This is a genomic window from Bradyrhizobium sp. HKCCYLRH3099 (genome assembly GCF_051167855.1).
Taxonomy (GTDB): domain Bacteria; phylum Pseudomonadota; class Alphaproteobacteria; order Rhizobiales; family Xanthobacteraceae; genus Bradyrhizobium.
Genome location: NZ_JBNPTW010000007.1, coordinates 268,871 through 286,250 on the forward strand (window position 1 = coordinate 268,871; position 17,380 = coordinate 286,250).

The window sequence follows — 17,380 nt, forward strand, 5'->3', positions numbered from 1 at the left end:
GGCTCAGCCGGCGCGGCGAGAGCTGCGCCAGGAGGGCGCGAGCCCTTCGCGCATCGCCAGCCGCCGCAGCGGGCCGATGCCTCCCATCAGGTGCATGCCGACCGCGCGCAGCGACTGCATCGGCAGGAGATCGCTGAGCAAAGAGCGGTTGGCCATGTCGATCGCGAAGGTGCGGCTCAGGATGTCGGCGCGGCGGGCCGAGCCATAGCGTGAGATCACCTGCGGCGCGCCGAGATCCTCGCCGGCCGCTTTGGCCTTCGCGACGACGTCGGCGATGTCGATGCCGTCGCGCAGCCCGAGATTGAGGCCCTGCGCGCCGATCGGCGGCACCACATGGGCGGCCTCGCCGATCAGGGCAATGCGGTTCTGCGCGTAGCGTTGTGGCCGCTCGATCGCGAGCGGAAACAGGTGTCGGCCGGGCTCGACATGCACGCGGCCGAAGATCGAGTGCGACTGACGCTCCGCAGCCGCCGAGAGCGCGTCATCGTCGAGGGCATGGAGCCGCTCGGCCTCCTTGGGAGCGGCGACCCAGACGACGCTGCAGCGGTCGCCGGGCAGGGGGACGAACACGCAAGGTCCCTGCGGCGTGTGAAATTCGGTCGAGACGTTGTGGTGCGGTCGCGCATGGGTGATGTTGAAGGTCAGCGCCGACTGTTGCAGCGTGCGGCGGCTCACGCCGATGCCGGCCGCCTCGCGGCACAGCGAATGGCGGCCATCGGCGCCGACCACGAGCTGCGCAGTCAGCGCATGGCCCGACGCCGTCGTGACGGTCACGGCTTCGGCGTCGCTGCGGACGCTGTCGGCATCTTCGGCGATCCGCACGAGGCCTTCGATCTCGCCGGCGCGCTGCTCGAGCGCCTCGACCAGGACGGCATTGGCGATGTTGTAGCCGAACAATTCGAGCCCGATCTCATCGGCGACGAAGCGCACTTCCGGCGCGCGGATCAACCGGCCGGTATCATCCACCAGCCGCATCGTCTTCAGGCCGGCCGCGCGGTCCCGGCACGCGCCCCAGACGCCAATATCGTCCAGAAAATCGACGGAGCCGCCGAGCAGGGCGGTGGTGCGATTGTCGGCATAGGGCGCCTTGCGGGCCACCAGCGCCGTCCGCGCGCCGGCCTGCGCGAGGGCGATGGCCGCTGCAAGCCCGGCCGGGCCGCCGCCGACCACGATGACATCGAAGCTTCCGTCTGTGCTGCTCATGATGGAACATTTGACGTTCCCACCGCGCTTTTTCAAGAGTGATGCGGCCGGCCTGCGCGGCGCATCGCCGCAAGCGACGATATGCAATTCGCTCCGATTCCTGGTAGCACTGACGCAGCATGGATCAGTTGAAGCCCCACAGCGCTGCGAGCGCCACGCCGTTGCATCGGGCCGCCGCGTTCTCGGTGCACGTCTTCACGGCGCTCGGCGCCGGCGTGGCGCTGCTCGCGATGTTGGAGGCTGTGCGCGAGCATTGGACCGCGATGTTCTGGTGGCTCGGCGTGGCGCTGATCATCGACGGCGTCGACGGTCCGCTGGCCCGCTGGCTCGATGTGGTGAATGTCCAGCCGGACTGGTCGGGCGACGTGCTCGATCTCGTGGTGGACTTCACCACCTATGTGTTCGTGCCGGCCTATGCGATCACGGCGAGCGGCATGCTGTTGCCGCTGGCGGCCCCGGTCATCGGGGTCGGCGTCGCCGTCAGCGGCGCGCTGTATTTCGCCGACCGCCGCATGAAGAGCGCCGACAATCATTTCCGCGGCTTTCCGGGTCTGTGGAACATCGCCGCGTTCTATTTGTTCCTGCTGCATCCGACGCCGCTGCTCGCCACGCTCGGTCTCGCGCTCCTCATCGCGCTGACCTTCGCGCCGTTCCACGTCATCCATCCGGTCCGCGTGCGCCGGCTGCGCTGGCTGACGCTGCCGCTGGTGGTGCTGTGGGGCGTGCTGGTGATCGATGCGTTGAGCAAGAATTTCGCCGCGGGTCCGATCGTCACGACGCTGTTGTGCGCGATCGGCCTCTATATCGTCGCGAGTGACTCCGCGATCCGTCTGTTGAGATCCTTGAAAGCATGATCGACCTTCTGACCAGTCCCGAAGCCTGGGCCGCGTTGCTCACGCTGACCGCACTCGAAATCGTTCTCGGCATCGACAACGTCATCTTCCTGTCGGTGATCACCGCGCGCATCCCCGAGCCGCAGTCGACGCGCGCCCGCCAGATCGGGCTCGCGCTGGCGCTGATCTTCCGCATCATGCTGCTCAGCGTGCTGGTCTGGCTGATCGGGCTGACGCAGCCGGTGTTCACAATCGGCGGCCTCGGCTTTTCCTGGCGCGACATCATCCTGATCGCGGGCGGTCTGTTCCTGATCGCCAAGGCAACGCATGAGATCCACGCCGAGGTGGAGGCCCGCGAGGGCGATGGGCCGCATGCGGGCGACGGCCGCAGCAGCTTCTTCTGGGTGATCGTGCAGATCATCGTCATCGACCTCGTTTTCTCGCTGGACTCGATCATCACCGCGATCGGCATGGCCCAGGACTTGGAAATCATGATCGCCGCGGTCATCATCGCGGTCATCATCATGTACGTGTCATCGGGACCCGTCTCACGCTTCGTGGCCAACCACCCGACCACCAAGATGCTGGCGCTCGCCTTCCTGGTGCTGATCGGCGTCGCGCTGGTCGCCGACGGCTTCGAGTTCCATATCCCGCGCGGCTACATCTACTTCGCCATCGCCTTCGCGCTCGCGGTGGAGGCCTTCAACGTGATGGCCTCGCGCAACCGCAGGAAGCGCGAGGCCTGACGACGGCCGAGTTGACAAGCCCGTCCTGATCGCCTTCGCTTTTCCGGCGGCCGCGAGCCGGCGCGTTCGACGCCGCCGGATGTTCGATGAGAATCAGGTAATTGTCCGAGGTTGCTGGACCGGATTGTCAGATCCGGCCATGCGAGGTTCTGCAAGGGAGGGTGGCCCGATGGCCAAGGCGGTGCGCGTGCACAAGGTGGGGGGCCCCGAGGCGCTCGTCTATGAGCCGGTCGAACTGGCCGCGCCCGGTCCCGGCGAGGTCCGCATCCGCCAGCACGCGATCGGCCTGAACTTCATCGACGTCTACTATCGCACCGGCCTGTACAAGGCGCCGGGCCTGCCGTTCGTCGCTGGCAACGAGGCGGCCGGCGAGGTGATCGCGGTCGGACCGGGCGTGACGCACTTCCATCCCGGCGACCGCGTCGCCTATTACGAGAACCTCGGCGGCTACGCCACCGAGCGCAATATCGCCTGGCAGCGCCTGGTCAAGCTGCCCGACCACATCACCTACGAGCAGGGCGCGGTGCTGATGCTCAAGGGACTGACGGTCTGGTACCTGCTGCACAAGACCTTCAAGGTCGAACCGCATCACCGCGTGCTGATTCACGCCGCCGCCGGCGGCATCGGCCTGCTGGCCTGCCAATGGGCCCGCGCGCTCGGCGCCCATGTCATCGGCACCGTCGGCTCCAAGGCCAAGGCGGATCTCGCGCTCGCCAATGGCTGCGATCACGTCATCCTCTACAACGAGGAGGACTTCGTCGCGCGGGTGAAGCAGATCAGCCGCGGAGAAGGCTGCGACGTCGTCTATGACGGCGTCGGCAAGTCGACCTTTCCGGGCTCGCTGTCCTGCCTCAAGCCGCGCGGCCTGTTCGTCAGCTTCGGCAACGCCTCCGGACCGGTGCCGCCGTTCTCGATCGCCGAGCTGAACAGCCATGGCTCGCTGTTCGCGACCCGGCCGAAGCTGAACGATTACATCGGCAAGCGCTCGGAACTGCTGGAGGGCGCCGACACGCTGTTCTCGGCTGTGATCAGCGGCAAGCTGCACGTGCCGATCAATCACGCCTATGCGCTGAAGGATGCCGCGCGAGCCCACACTGACCTCGAGAGCCGCGCCACCACCGGCGCGTCGATCCTGAAGCCGTGACGGGCTGAACGCGATGTCGTCCTAAACGTCGTCGCGGACTGCAGCGTCCTGAGCGGAGGCCCGGCTCCACAGCACCGCATTGCTAGGCGCGGCATCTGGCGGGCCGATCCGCGCTGGCGCCAGGCTGTCCTGCCCGTTTCGCCACGCGGTCTCCCGATCGGGATCCGCGAGCGCCAAGGCGAGCCCCTGGTTCAGTTCGTAAAGGTCGGAGGCGAGTCCAGCACCGTCGAGCGCGGCCCTCAACGCATCCTGCACCAGGCTGCGCAGCGCGACATGCGGGCCAGAGACCGGGACGTCGACATCACGCCCGACCATGGCCTGGGCGCAGGCGCGCCGGTCGAACGAGGCATGGCCGCGGCAGGCCAGCGGGCGTACGGCATGGATGATGCAGCCGCCGCGCACGACGAACGGGCAGGGCTGGCGCAGCCGCATGCGCTCGGCTTCGTCCAATCCGCGTGTTGCGCGGTTGGCGAGCTTGACGCGGCGCGACAGCGAGCCGAGTGCCGTCCCCGGCATCCGCGCATCGATCTGGCGGATATAGCGCGCCAGCAGGAAGATCTCGGGTGCCGTCGCCGTCACGCGCAGCGCACAGCACGACGGGCAGCCCTTGGCACAGGCGAGCGCCGGCAGATGCGCCGTCTGGGCATCGATGTTGGCTTCGAACAGATCGAATGCGCGGTCGGCGAGCGCATCCGCCAGATGGGGCGATGCGGAGGTCGCGGCGACAATGCCGCTGAACAGCTGCTGGATGTGCCTGAAGATCTCCTCGCTCATGCGCGTGCTCCGTCAGACATGACCATGGAACGCCAGCGACCGCGGCGCACCCGGCGCACCGCGGTCGACAGGACTGACGCAGAAGAGGACGCCAACTGCCTCAGCCGAACAGCATCGGCCGGACTCAGGCCGCGACATCCTTGAGGATCGCCTCGAAGCAGGGGCGGGGAATGCGGAAGAAGCCGCGGCCGCCGGCAAACGTTTGATAGTGCGGACGGGCCACGTCGAGCAGCCGCTCGTACCATTGGTTGGCGGTGAGGCCGGCGGGTTTCTCGCCGATCATATCGATGTCGGAGTTCGGGAAGACGCGGACGTGGATCAGGACTTCTTCGGTCGCGGCAGCGGGGGCGATGTGGCTGCGGATGTCCTCGACGGGCTGCACCCGCGCCAGATTGTCTCTCGCCATTCTTGCATCTCCTTCTGTTCCGACATCGTTGTCGGTGGAATGATCATCAGCTTGGTTCCGGCAAGCCTCGTTCCTGACGAGCTGATCACATCCCGTACGACGCTGTATCCATGCGGATACACCGTCATGCATCGGACCGCAGGTGTTTGGCCCCGCCAAGATCGGTTTTCAGGGGGCGCGCTGTCTTTGATTTAGGTCAACCGCGGACGGGTTCTGGAAATTCGTGCGCGATGCCGGTACAGCTTGGCATCATGACGTCCCATCTTCGCATCGGCATCTTCTGCCCCTACGACAATCACGGTCTCAGTCATGCCGCGGCCATTCAGGCCGAGACCGATCTGGTGCTCAAGGCCGAGGCTCTGGGCTTCGACGAGGCCTGGATTTCCGAGCATCATTTCGATGCCGGCAGCTCGAGCCCTTCGCTGTTCGCGCTGCTCGGCTATCTAGCCGCCCGCACGACCCGCATTCGCCTGGGCACCGCTGCCGTCCTGCTGCCGTTTAGGCCGCCGGTCGAGGTCGCCGAGGATATCGCAACGATCGACATCCTGAGCGGTGGCCGTCTCGACTTCGGCGTCGCGCGCGGCGGACCGTTTCCCGAGCAGAACCGGAATTTCGGCATATCACCGGACGAGACCCGGCCGCGCATGCTCGAGGCGCTGCACCTGATCCAGCAGCTTCTGGCCGAGGAGGACGTGTCCCATCGCGGCCGCTACTTCCACGTCGATCGTCTGCGGCTCACGCCGCGGCCGCTGCAAGATCCCGTTCCGACCTGGATCGCGTCGGCCAGCGAGGCTGCGCTCGATGATGCCGCGGCGCATGGCCACGGCCTGATGGCCGGCCTCACCTCGACACTCGATGACGTCAGGCAGATGCTGCGCAGCTACCGGGAGCGCAATGCCGCCGCCGATCCGCGGCTGGTGGTCTCGCGCTTCTATTGCAGCGCGCCGACACGCGACGAGGCGATTGCCGAAGCCGCGCCGTTCCTGCAGCAGTTCTTCGATCGCCGGCGGCAATTGTCCGCGGGCCCCGGCGCCCTGGTGCCGCCGACGAATATCGAAGGCTTCCTCGCGCGTTCGCTGATCGGCAGCCATGACGAGGTCCGGGCCAAGCTCGCCGACCTCGCCGTAGCCGGACCACGCAGTGTGCTGCTGGTCCCGACCAGCACGGAAGCCGCTCGGCGTTGTGACCTGCTCGAGACGTTCTGGGTCCACATCCTGGAAGGCCGACCGAGCGACTGATCCTCAGGCCGGCCTTCGCGTTCGAGCCTTCAGGCCACGCAGCGCGGGGCGCCGGCCTTGGTCAGGATGCCATCCAGCACCTCGATCATCCCCGCGATCTCGTCGCGGGTGACGTTCAGCGCCGGCATGAAGCGCAGCGTGTCAGGACGCGGTGCGTTCAGCAGCAGACCAAGCTCGAAGGCATGCGCGACCAGCGAGGGCGCGATCGGCCTGACGACATCGAGCGCCAGCAACAGGCCGCGGCCGCGGACGTCGCCGAGGCCATGCCGCGCCGAGATGCGCTGCAGTTCGCTTTCGAGATAGAGGCCGTTGTCGGCGACAGACTTGAGAAACTCCGGTTTCTCGATCACGTCCAGGACGGCGAGACCCGCGGCACACATCAGGGGATTGCCGTTGAAGGTGCCGCCCTGGTCGCCATGCTCGAAGCACGACGCTTCGTTGGTCGCGAGCAGGGCGGCCAGCGGGACGCCGCCGCCGATGCCCTTGCCCAGCGTCATGATGTCCGGAAGGACGTCGGCATGCTCATAGCCAAACAGCTTTCCGGTCCGGCCCATGCCGGTCTGGATCTCGTCGACGATCAGCAGCAGGCCGTGCCTTGTCGTCAGCGTCTGCAACTGCTGCAGAAACTTCGGGGTTGCCGGCCACACGCCCGCTTCGCCCTGGATCGGCTCCAGCATGATCGCGACGGTCTTGTCGGAGATCAGCGCCTCCACCGAGGCGATATCGTTAAGCCGCGCCTTGGAAAAACCCGGCACCTTCGGCTCGAACAACGGCTCGAACGCCTTCTTGCCGGACGCCGACATCGTCGCCAGCGTGCGGCCATGGAAGCCGCCCTCGAAGGTGATGATCTCATAGGCGCCGTTCTTGTGTAGCGTGCCGTATCTGCGCGCCAGCTTGATGGCGCCCTCGTTGGCCTCCGCACCGGAGTTGGTGAAGAACACCTGGTCGAAGCAGGAGCGCTCGGTGAGCGCCTTTGCCAATTGCAGGCTCGTATCGTTGTAATAGGCCGGGCTCGGTGTGATCAGCCGCGCCGCCTGGTCGGCGAGTGCCTTGGCAAGCTCGGGCGGCGCATGGCCGAGCGCGTTCACCGCCCAGCCCTGAATGAAGTCGAGATAGCGCTTGCCGCTGTCGTCCCACAGCCAGGAGCCCTTGCCCTGCACGAAGACGGTGCGCGGACGCGCCGTGATCTCCATCAGAGCGTCATACGGATGCGGGGCGGTCAGCATGTGCAGTCTCCTATGTCAGGGGGAAAACGACGGGCCAAAAGCGAGAAGGCCGCTCCTTGCGGGAGCGGCCTTCTCGAAAACCTTGATGCTGATGAGTTTGACTGATCAGCAACGTCTTCGGACACGGCGCGCCCCGGCATCGTCACGGCGGTGACGACGGCAAACGGCGGCGCGGCGGTTGGTCCGGTTGAAGATCATGCGGCGGGCCATACAGGCAAAGCGGGACGAGTGTCAAGAGGAGGGGACGCCGCCTGCGGCAAGCATGTGCCGCGCGCGGCTGCGGCTTGAGGGCTCCGACAGAGGAGGATAGGGCCACCCCATGTCATTGGGAGCGGGCGGTCTGGACGCCTAGATCAGCCGGTTGCCGGTCTTCAGCAGCCGGAGGAAGTAGACGATGAACAGGGCGCAGAAGATCATGTCCCCGACGACCACGATCAGGGCATGCGCGTTGGCGAGCCCGGCGAGATAGAATTTCAGCATCTGGATGGCGAAGCCGACCTTGCCGATGCCACCGACAATGGCGATGCCCGTGTGCCGCAGCGGATCGAACGCCACGATGAGATAGCCGAAGAAGTAGGTGAAGGTCGTCCCGGCGGAGCCCTGAAACACCGACAACAGGACGGGATCATCCGCGCTGCGGCCAAACAGGCGGAGGAACGTTTCGCCCGTGTTGAAATAGCCGAGCACGCCGCCACACAAATTCCAGATCGCGGCCGCGACAAACATGACGCGGAAAAGTCGGAGCTCGCTGGTCGTCATCATTTTCACCTCTCGGGATGCGGCACTGGCGCCGTTGTCGCGCAAGGGTTCCGAGGCGTATAGAACCGAAGCGACATGGTTCGGCTGTTTCGCATCTTCACCGCCGTCCAGAGGCAGGGCTGACCTTGATCATTGCATCGTCCCTCGGGACAACCGCATGAAGCAGGATACGTCACTCAACGAGGGCTGCGTGCTGCTGCTGCCGCGTCCGTCGCTGGCGGGCTGCATCTTCTGCGCGACGGTGTACGACACGCGCCACCTGACACTTCGCGCGGACGAGCGCGCCAACTACTTTCCGGCGAATCCCTATTGCGGAATCAATCTGTTCTTCGAAGGCCGCAGCCTGCTCTTCGATGGTCTGGAGATGGAGCACGGTCGTGCCGCGCCGACGCCGTTGCCGCCCGCCGTGTTCAGCGGACCGCAGGGGCAGCCGCGCGTGAGCCTCGATCTGGGGCCCGTCCACGTTCTTTGGATCGGCCTCTATCCCGATGCACTCCAGGCGATGGGCGGGCCACAGCCGGCGGCCTATTTCGACAAGAGCGTGGACTTGGCCGCGGCCTTGGCGCCGCCCCTGGAGGGCCTGTTCATCGATGCGTTGAAGCTCGGCAGCGCGGCGGCCGCGTTCGAGCAGATCCAGAATGCCCTCGATCCGATGTGGCAGGCCGGACGCCCGCAGGCCACGCTGGCCTCGAGACGCATCACGGATTGGACGCGCCATCTCGCGATGCGTGCCGCGACGACCGGAGCGGGACGCAGCATTCGTCAGGCCGAGCGGCGGTTCAAGACCTGGTCGGGCCAGACGCAACGTGAGCTGGCCACCCTCGCGCGCAGCGAGGAGATCTTTCGCCAGATGATGACGCGCATCGGCATTGAGCACGAGGATTGGGCGCGTCTGGCCTACGACGCCGGTTACGCGGATCAATCCCACCTCGTACGGCAAACGAAGCAGGCGACCGGTTTCAGCCCGGCGGATCTCCGCAGGCGGATCCGAACCGAACGTCCCTTCTGGGTCTACCGCCTGATGGGCGAGCTGTGATGCGGCGTCACGGAGGGCGGCTTGTGGCCTCGTCTCTCGGGGAGGCCGCCGCCGACGCGCTCCCGTCCGTCGTCCCGGCACAGAACTCTTTCGTTCAAATTTTACCAAAAGTTTAGCGGCAACATTTACCGTGCGAGCGAGCTTGAAATTGCAAGCGCTCAGGACGAGCGATGTCGAATCCCCATCTTACCATCGCCGACGAGGTTCAGGCGGCGATTGCCGCCGGCTCGGCCGAACGCTGCTCCGGCGTCGCCGAGCGGGTCGCATCGCTGTTCATTGCGTCGGCCAGCAGCCTGGATGTCGAGCAATATGCCCTGTTCGCCGATGTCTTCGAGCGTCTCGTCAATACGATCGAGTTGCGCGCGCTGGCCGATGTCGGCGCCCGGATCGCGCTCGCGGAACTGAGCGCCCAGCTGGCGCCTGTCCCGCAGACGCCGGTGGCGGTCATCCGGCGTCTGGCCAATCACGATGACATCGCCGTGGCCGGACCGGTGCTGTCGGAATCGCCGCGGCTCAGCACCGAGGATCTCATCGACATCGCCAATACGAGGGGTGAGCAGCACCTGATCGCGGTCGCCGGTCGCTGGTGGCTGCAAGAGGTGGTGACCGACGCGCTGCTGGTCCGCCGTTTCCCGAGCGTCAGCCGCAAGCTGATGAAAAATCCAGGCGCCCGGATTTCCGCGGCGGGCTTCTCGATCATCCTGTCTCAGGCGCTCGGCGATCCCGAATTGGCCATTGCGACCGGCATTCGCGCCGATCTGCCGTCGCCGTTGCGCCGCACGCTGCTGCAAGGCGCGACCGAGGCGGTGAAGGCGAGGCTGTTGGCCTCGGCGCCGCCGCATCTCTACGAGGAAATCCGCAGCGCGATTGCAGCCGCAACGGCGGACGCCGAGCGGGGTATGTCACGGGGGCGCGACTTCGGCGGCGCCAAGGCCTCGGTTGCGCAACTGAAGCAGACCGGTAGGCTCAACGAGGCCATGCTGCTGGATTTCGCCCGCCAGCGCCGCTACGCGGAGACCACCGCGGCCATCGCGGAGCTCGCGAAATGCAATATCGAGCTGGTGAGGCCGTTGATGCAGAGCCTGCGCAGCGACGGCATTCTCGTGCCCTGCAAGGTCGCGGGCCTGAGCTGGAGCACGGTGGCCGCGATCCTCGACAGTCGCTTCGTGTCGGGCGCGACCAAGCCTGAGGAACTGATCAAGCTCCAGACCAAATACCTCGAACTGAAGCAGGACGAGGCGCTTCGCCTCCTGAATCTCTGGTCGCTCCGAGCCACAGGCTCTTCGCACTGAGCAGGGCTTGAGGCTGGAGCTCTGGGCCGCGGAAGGCGCTGCAGCGTTTGCTGCACTGCAGCAAGCCGTTCCTGCCGCTTCAGTCCATCGATGCGCCAACAGCTTTCTAAATCACAGGTTGTATTGTAGTCTGGATCACCTGCGGGAGCTCCGCCTGTCAGAAATGACTCCCGCCGAGGAGATCCGCATGGGTGTCGAGCTTCGTCCGCTGGGCGTGACCTGCAACATCATGTGTCAGTATTGCTACCAGAATCCGATCCGCGACAGCGGAAGCCTTCGCCAGCGCTACGACATGGATGCAATGCTCGCCGCGCTCGCCGAGGACGCCGAGCCGTTCACACTGTTCGGTGGAGAGCCACTGCTCATGCCCCTACCGGATCTCGAAAGGCTCTGGGCGTTCGGATTGGCGCGCTTCGGCCGAAACCGGGTCCAGACCAACGGCACGCTCATCTCCGAGCGCCATATGGACCTGTTCGCCACCTATGCGGTTCATGTCGGCATTTCGATCGATGGTCCGGAGGCACTGAATGACGCGCGCTGGGCAGGGTCCATCGACAGGACACGGGAGCAAACCAGGAATGTCGACCGCGCGATTGCCGGTCTGTGCGAGCGGGGTCTGCATCCCAGCCTGATCATCACGATACATCGGGGCAACGGTCTGCCGCAGCACTGGCCCTTGATGGACGACTGGCTGTTGCAGATGCAGGCAAGGGGCGTGGAAAAAGTCCGGTTGCATGCGCTCGAGGTCGATTCCGACGCCGTGCAGTCACATTGGGCCATGAGCGATGCCGAGACGATCGCGGCCTTTCAGCACTTCTATCATTTCGAGCGCGAGCAGCTCACCTCGATGCATTTCGACATCTTCGATGAGGTGCGGGCACTGCTGCGCGGGATGGACGACCAGACCGGCTGTGTCTGGCACGGCTGCGATCCGTATACGACCGGCGCGGTGCACGGCATCGAGGGATTTGGGGAACGCAGCAATTGCGGCCGTACCAACAAGCGCGGCATCGACTTCATCAAATCCGACGATCCGGGTCACGAACGCAGCATCGCCTTGTGGTTCACGCCGCAGGCGGCCGGCGGCTGCCGCGACTGCCGCTTCTTCGCGATGTGCAAGGGCCAGTGTCCGGGCACTTCGATCGACGGCGACTGGCGCAATCGCAGCGCGCAATGCGCGCTATGGACCGCGCTGTTCGTGCAGATCGAGGAGGAGCTGCTTGCCGCCGGAGAGACGCCATTGTCCCGGGATCCCCGCCGAGCCGAGATCGAGCACAAGCTGATCCAATCAATGATCGACGACCGGCGAGTCCCGCTGCTGACGGACATCGTGAACGATCTCGACGGGCGCATGTAGGCGTTGAACGCAACGAGGTCGACAACAAGGAAGCTGGTGCATGTCCGAGCGCGCTCCAATCCGCCCTCCACGACGTCGCCCGTTCGTTCGAATCGGCTGGGTTTCGGAGGCCGCGAGACTAGCGTGGGAGCCGCGCTTCGAACTGATCAGGACCGAATGGAGGGTGTTGCGCTGGCATGCGGTGGCCGCCGGCTTGAACAGGGCCGCGATGGTCACGCTGAGCCCCGAAGCGATCGACGAGATGGCGCTCGCGGTCGAACGCATGGGGCTCGTGGTGGTGCCCGTCCGGCTGGCGGTCGAGACAGCTCCGAACGTATCGTCCTCGCAGCGGCGGCCGGGACTGCCGATCGAAGTCACCGTCGCCGTTGTTCGCGGCAGCGACAGGGATGAGTTCGAAGCGGACTGGCAGCGCGACCCCGAGCGCACATTGCTGGACTGGGCAGGGTGCCCCCATTGCTGTGCCGAAGCGACGCGTCGCCGCGAACGACGAAAGCTGGATCCGGTCTGGGCGAGTGCGATGCTGACGCGAACCAAAGCGCCATCACGCCATCGGCGGATCGAGCTGCCGTCGCGGCCAGAGACCAACATCCTCTGGCGGTCCGTCGGTCTCGGCATTGTCCCGCATTGGCCTTGCAGGCTCGACTGCCAGGCAAGCTCCGCGTTGGCAACGGACATGCTTGCACTCGGTCGCGCTCACTGCGCACAGGCGACGGAGTGGCTGCTCGATGCTCTGACCTGGCCGGTCGAATGGTCGATGATGCACGGCATCGCCGAACTGCACACTCCGGTGTGCAGGGTTACGACATCGACATCCGACAGCAACGCTCGACGTGAAATACGCTATCACGGCGTGACCTGGCCCGATGAAGGCGCGAGCAGCTTGCGCTTTCCATATCGGGCGCCGTCGCGCGAACGCTGGACGGGATCGAAGAGTTTTCGCGGCGGAATGATCCCGACCGAATAGACAGCCTTGCTTCCTCATTGCGCGCGAAAATACAATCTCCGCGAGTTGTGATGTGTTTTGTGCCGCAATGGTGTATATGGTTCAGGTTGCGTTGATTGACCACTTTCATTCCCAAGAGCGATTATCAGGAGACTCAGATGTCATACATGGACAAGAAGATTCAAATCACCGCGGACCTTGCCAAGGTGAAAGCGGCGGCAGCCCAGCTGAAGAGCCAGGCCAACGCCGCAGACGAACTCCAGAAGGATCCGCAAGGCTATCTCGCCCAGGTCGGCATCGAAATCGACTCCAACACGGCCGATCTCATCAAGGACCGTCTGTCTGGCCAGAAGGCGACCGCCGCTCCTGCCTCGGTCATTCACATCGACGTCTGACTGCTGCGCGATTCTGCAGGACAATCGTCCGGCCGGACAATGCCCATTGTCCGGCCGGAACGAGCCGCAGGTCCAATCCGCGCCGGCGTCGTGCCGGAATCACTCATGGCTTCCGGGAGCAGCTGGACATGCATGTGCGTGACCGGGCGACGAGACCGACTGAGCTTGTATTGAACGTGAGCTACAGATGTCCGCTGAAGTGCAGCCATTGCTGCTTCTCGTCGGACATGAGCCATGTCGACGTTCTGCCGCAGGACATCATGCTCGCTGCGATCGATGACGCCGCCGTCGCCCACCAGATGACGCGGATCAATCTGGTCGGCGGCGATCCATTCCTTCAGCCCGAGCTGATCCGCGCGGCGGCAACACGCGCCAAGTCGCTCGGCCTTTCCGCTTCAGCGACCACGAGCGCGTATTGGGCGACGTCGCAAGCGAAGGCGGAGCGCATTCTGAGTCCCCTAGTCGACGCGGGACTCGAGCGGATCATCATATCGTTCGACGACATGCATGCCGAATTCCTCGACGGCCGCAACATCGTCCATGCCTACCGAGCCGCCCGTTCCCTCGGATTGGACGTGCTGATCGCCGTCGTGACAGCCCCGGACAGTACGATCGACCGACAGCGGATTTTCGATCTTCTCGGCGTCGAGCCCCATGAGGATCCGCGGCTGTCGGTCTATGAGACGGCCATCAATTCCACCGGACGTGCCGTCAACGATGTCAGCGCGCCCGACCTTGAGGCGAGGCGGCATTCCTCCCGGGTCTATCGCGGACCCTGTCCTTCAGTCCTCCGGCACTTCTCCGTGGCGCCGAGCGGCAGCGTGCTGCCATGTTGCGGCGTGCTGCCGTTTCATGACGCAATGAGCGTGGGTGATCTGAACGAGACGTCGATGTCCGCGGCAATATCCCGCGCCTATCGGGACCCGGTATGGAAGTGGATCGCCTTCGAAGGTCCTGTTGCTCTGCTCTGCGAGATCACCGCAGAAACCGATCGCCCCTTCAAGGCGGACGACTTCGACGGCATTTGCAGCGCGTGCGACCAGCTTTTTTCAAGCCCCGAGCTCCTACGGCTGCTCGATCGTCATCTGCCGCGGAAGTTGCCCGCATTGGCGCTTCTCGAGCACGTCTTCGAGGCCGTGGGCGCGTTTCATTCGGTTCCTCCGGCGTCGTCCGACGTGTCTGTCGGAGTCTGAGATTCAAGTTTTGAGAGCCATTGCCATGACCATCTCGGTTGCGCTGGTTGCAGCGCCGTTTCTAGCCCTGACGAGGCCCGCGCTCGGGATCAGCACGCTCCAGGCGGCGATCGAGACCCGTGGAGTGGGCGCACGGCAGTATTATCTCGGCTTCGCGTTTGCCGAGTTGATCGGTGCCGAGACGTTTCAGTTCATTGCAGAGCAGGTTCAGACCAGCCTGCTGATCGGTGAATGGGTCTTCGCAGGAACCTTTGACAACCAGCCCGATCCGATCGCCGAAGCGCGGCACCGGCAGCGCATGGAGGTCGCTTGCGGTCCGCATTGGGCTGCCGTCGTCGCGGCGCGTGATGCCGCGGAAACGTTCGTCGACCAGTCGGCTCGCCGTCTGATTGCAGACGGCGCCCGCATCATCGGCTTCTCGTCGACATTCCAGCAGAACTGCGCATCGCTTGGAATCGCTCATCGTATCAAGCAGCTCGCGCCGGACAGGATCATATGCTTCGGCGGCGCCAACTGCGAGGGCCCGATGGGGGAGGCGCTCCTCGATCGCTTCTCGCAAATCGACTACGTGTTTCGTGGCGAGTCGGACCGGACCTTTCCGACGTTCGTCGAGCGTTTCCTCGCAGGCACGCTGCCCTACAGCGAAAGCACCGACGTTCTGGGCCGCGTCGGCACGACGGGGAGGGTGGTCGAGTCCCCGCTGGAGGATCTGGATGAACTTCCCGTTCCCGATTTCAGTGACTATTTCGGAGAGCTGAGGACGGCGTCGTTCTTCAGGGAGCTGCTTCCCGCTCTGCCGTTCGAGAGTTCGCGCGGCTGCTGGTGGGGCATGAAGCACCATTGCACCTTCTGCGGCCTCAACGGCGCGACGATGGCGTTTCGGACCAAGTCGGCCGAGCGCGTGCTGGCGGAGCTGGCGACCCTCTCGGTACGCTGGGGCATCAAGCGTTTCGAGGCGACGGACAACATTCTCAACCTGAAGCATGTCGACGCCGTGTTCGGTCAGCTTGCCAAGACCGCGCCGTCGTCCTACCGGATTCTCTACGAGATCAAGTCGAACATGCGTCCCGAGCAGTTGCGTACGCTTGCGCGCGGCGGCGTGACGTGGGTTCAGCCCGGCATCGAGCATCTCGACAACGATGTCCTGCGCCTGATGGACAAGGGCGTGACCGGGTTGCAGAACGTGCGTGTTCTGCGGAGCTGTGCGGAAATCGGACTACGGCCGATCTGGAACGTGCTGTGTGGATTCCCCGGGGAACGGCCAGCAGCCTACGCCAAGATTGCAGGATGGTTCGCACTGCTGGAGCATCTGCAACCGCCGACCGGGCATTGCCGGATCCGGCTCGACCGCTTCAGTCCCTATTTCGACCGTGCGGCCGAGCTCGGCTTCGAGAATGTCGCTCCCGCGCTGGCTTACCGGTCGGTCTATGGCCAGCCGGACGATGTGCTGAAGCGGCTGGCCTACTTCTTCGACGGTACGGCGGCCAACACGGCGTCGGATGAGGATCTTGCGCCGCTCGGGGCCGCGATCAAGCGCTGGCGCGCCGCTCATGTCGACGGCACCGCCATGCCGATGCTGGCGATCGTCGGGCTCGGCCCATTTTCGGTCCTCAAGGACACGCGCCGGATCGCGACAGAAACCTGGCGCATCATCGATCCGATCGAGATGGCCGTGCTGGATGCGTTTCGAGAACCGGTGCGCATCGACACCACCTTGAGACGGCTGGTCGACTCGCAGACGCCCGCGGCAGAGGTGGAGCAGCGCTACGCCGATCTGGTCGCCAGTGGGTGTATCCTGGAAGATGCGGACTGTGCGCTGACTTTGGTCACCAGTACTGATTCCCTCGTCATCGACGACGAATGCCGGAGGGATTTTCCGGGCGGCTGGCTTCGCCCGATTGCCGGAAGCGGCTCCGGCGCGTCGTTCAATCAGATTCAATTCTGAACGAGGAGCCGCCACGAAGATGCGGGGGACCACGATGATCGATTGGTCGAGGGCGGCGGCGCCGCAGGATGATCTGTACGATGCCTTGCTGGCCTGTCATCTTGCCAGCACGACCACCAACGCGCAGCGGCCGGAGCCGTTCGTGCATAGGGTCGCCGGCAACGCGCCGCATATCTTCGATGGCGCCGTTGCGGTTCGCTACGTCCAGGCAACCGCGCCCGGCGCGCCGGTCTTCAGCAATGGCCCGCTGGAGCATGCCAACATCCATGCGGCCGTCGATTATGTGAGGCGCTGGCCCGTCGCCTTCGAGCAGATGCGCATGCTGATCGACACGTTCCATCCGCTGGCTCGCCCGGATGTCGCCGAGAGCGAATATCGTGAGGGTTATGGATCCTACAGCGGTTCGACCGACGACCGGCTGGGCACGCTGTTCGCCACCGTCTTCGATCCGATCGGCCTGGCCCAGGCGTTCGTCCATGAGATGGGACACAACAAGCTTCGCGCCCTCGGCGTCAATCTCGAATCGGCCGATCGCCTGATCCTCAATCCGCCGGACGAATTGTACGTCAGCCCCGTCATCAAGGATCGTTTGCGACCGATGACGGCGGTGCTGCATGCGGAATACTCGTTCGCCTACATCACTGCGCTCGACATCGTGCTGATCGAGACCGAGCCGGAGGGTGAGCGGCGCCAGCTGTTGTTTCGGCTGCTGGCACGTAATCTCGCGCGCATCGAGGAAGGCATCGAGGAAATCAGACGACACATTCGTGTCGATCCTCAAGGCGAGGCGTTCGTCGCCGGTTTTTATGCCTGGATCGAGGAGTTGATCGGACGAGGCCGACATTTGCTCGAGGCCAGGACTATTCCGGCGGACGTCCACTGACCGGCGT

16 protein-coding genes and 1 pseudogene are annotated in these 17,380 nt (G+C 64.9%); 12 read left to right on the forward strand and 5 right to left on the reverse strand.

From position 1 onward, the window contains the following. Positions 1–3: 3 nt before the first annotated feature. Positions 4–1,203 (reverse strand): UbiH/UbiF family hydroxylase, encoded by a 1,200-nt coding sequence (locus ACQR1Y_RS17045; protein ID WP_434875997.1) that lies wholly within the window; start codon positions 1,201–1,203, stop codon positions 4–6. Positions 1,204–1,322: 119 nt separating this feature from the next. Between ACQR1Y_RS17045 and pcsA the strand changes: the two genes are divergently transcribed. The 3 genes from pcsA to ACQR1Y_RS17060 all read left to right on the forward strand — a co-directional run bounded on the left by pcsA (position 1,323) and on the right by ACQR1Y_RS17060 (position 3,926). After that, positions 1,323–2,057, forward strand: coding sequence for a phosphatidylcholine synthase (pcsA, locus tag ACQR1Y_RS17050; RefSeq protein ID WP_434860777.1), 735 nt, complete (start codon positions 1,323–1,325; stop codon positions 2,055–2,057). Beyond that, positions 2,054–2,782, forward strand: coding sequence for a TerC family protein (locus ACQR1Y_RS17055; RefSeq protein ID WP_434860776.1), 729 nt, complete (start codon positions 2,054–2,056; stop codon positions 2,780–2,782). The genes pcsA and ACQR1Y_RS17055 overlap by 4 nt, the downstream gene beginning before the upstream one ends. Before the next feature lie 169 nt (positions 2,783–2,951). Continuing rightward, complete coding sequence (locus tag ACQR1Y_RS17060) at positions 2,952–3,926, forward strand: quinone oxidoreductase family protein (RefSeq protein ID WP_434860775.1); 975 nt, start codon at positions 2,952–2,954, stop codon at positions 3,924–3,926. 21 nt (positions 3,927–3,947) lie between these two features. On the opposite strand, the gene ACQR1Y_RS17065 is transcribed toward ACQR1Y_RS17060, so the two are convergent. Both ACQR1Y_RS17065 and ACQR1Y_RS17070 read right to left on the reverse strand, forming a co-directional pair. Continuing rightward, complete coding sequence (locus ACQR1Y_RS17065) at positions 3,948–4,700, reverse strand: YkgJ family cysteine cluster protein (protein WP_434875998.1); 753 nt, start codon at positions 4,698–4,700, stop codon at positions 3,948–3,950. A gap of 124 nt (positions 4,701–4,824) precedes the next feature. Next, entirely contained in the window at positions 4,825–5,106 is a 282-nt protein-coding gene (locus tag ACQR1Y_RS17070; protein WP_434875999.1) for a hypothetical protein, read from the reverse strand. 251 nt (positions 5,107–5,357) lie between these two features. Between ACQR1Y_RS17070 and ACQR1Y_RS17075 the strand changes: the two genes are divergently transcribed. Then, the gene (locus ACQR1Y_RS17075; RefSeq protein ID WP_434876000.1) at positions 5,358–6,344 is read left to right on the forward strand and encodes an LLM class flavin-dependent oxidoreductase; all 987 of its coding nucleotides are present in this window, start codon (positions 5,358–5,360) and stop codon (positions 6,342–6,344) included. A 29-nt stretch (positions 6,345–6,373) separates the two neighbouring features. Here the strand turns inward: ACQR1Y_RS17075 and ACQR1Y_RS17080 are convergent, their stop codons facing one another. Both ACQR1Y_RS17080 and ACQR1Y_RS17085 read right to left on the reverse strand, forming a co-directional pair. Beyond that, positions 6,374–7,570: an acetylornithine transaminase gene (locus tag ACQR1Y_RS17080; protein WP_434876001.1), complete on the reverse strand. Its 1,197-nt coding sequence runs from the start codon at positions 7,568–7,570 to the stop codon at positions 6,374–6,376. 348 nt (positions 7,571–7,918) lie between these two features. After that, the gene (locus tag ACQR1Y_RS17085; RefSeq protein ID WP_434876002.1) at positions 7,919–8,332 is read right to left on the reverse strand and encodes a hypothetical protein; all 414 of its coding nucleotides are present in this window, start codon (positions 8,330–8,332) and stop codon (positions 7,919–7,921) included. A gap of 154 nt (positions 8,333–8,486) precedes the next feature. On the opposite strand from ACQR1Y_RS17085, the gene ACQR1Y_RS17090 reads away from it, so the two are divergent. From ACQR1Y_RS17090 to ACQR1Y_RS17125, 8 genes and pseudogenes are all read left to right on the forward strand, one after another. Further along, positions 8,487–9,365 (forward strand): helix-turn-helix domain-containing protein, encoded by an 879-nt coding sequence (locus tag ACQR1Y_RS17090; RefSeq protein WP_434876003.1) that lies wholly within the window; start codon positions 8,487–8,489, stop codon positions 9,363–9,365. Between the two features lie 170 nt (positions 9,366–9,535). Next, a complete protein-coding gene (locus ACQR1Y_RS17095) occupies positions 9,536–10,657 on the forward strand; it encodes a DUF2336 domain-containing protein (protein ID WP_434876004.1) in 1,122 nt (373 codons plus the stop codon). A gap of 7 nt (positions 10,658–10,664) precedes the next feature. Continuing rightward, positions 10,665–12,014 carry a radical SAM protein gene (locus ACQR1Y_RS17100; RefSeq protein WP_434876005.1) on the forward strand — a complete coding sequence of 450 codons (1,350 nt, stop codon included), beginning with the start codon at positions 10,665–10,667 and terminating at the stop codon, positions 12,012–12,014. Between the two features lie 208 nt (positions 12,015–12,222). Continuing rightward, positions 12,223–12,978 (forward strand): hypothetical protein, encoded by a 756-nt coding sequence (locus tag ACQR1Y_RS17105; protein WP_434876006.1) that lies wholly within the window; start codon positions 12,223–12,225, stop codon positions 12,976–12,978. Positions 12,979–13,115: 137 nt separating this feature from the next. Further along, positions 13,116–13,352 carry a hypothetical protein gene (locus ACQR1Y_RS17110; protein WP_434860765.1) on the forward strand — a complete coding sequence of 79 codons (237 nt, stop codon included), beginning with the start codon at positions 13,116–13,118 and terminating at the stop codon, positions 13,350–13,352. Positions 13,353–13,480: 128 nt separating this feature from the next. Then, a pseudogene (locus tag ACQR1Y_RS17115) lies at positions 13,481–14,263 on the forward strand (radical SAM/SPASM domain-containing protein); the annotation flags it as partial. Positions 14,264–14,309: 46 nt separating this feature from the next. Continuing rightward, positions 14,310–16,490, forward strand: a complete 2,181-nt coding sequence (locus tag ACQR1Y_RS17120) for a RiPP maturation radical SAM C-methyltransferase (protein WP_434894311.1) — start codon at positions 14,310–14,312, stop codon at positions 16,488–16,490. A gap of 34 nt (positions 16,491–16,524) precedes the next feature. Further along, positions 16,525–17,373, forward strand: coding sequence for an aKG-HExxH-type peptide beta-hydroxylase (locus ACQR1Y_RS17125; protein WP_434876007.1), 849 nt, complete (start codon positions 16,525–16,527; stop codon positions 17,371–17,373). Positions 17,374–17,380: the final 7 nt, after the last annotated feature.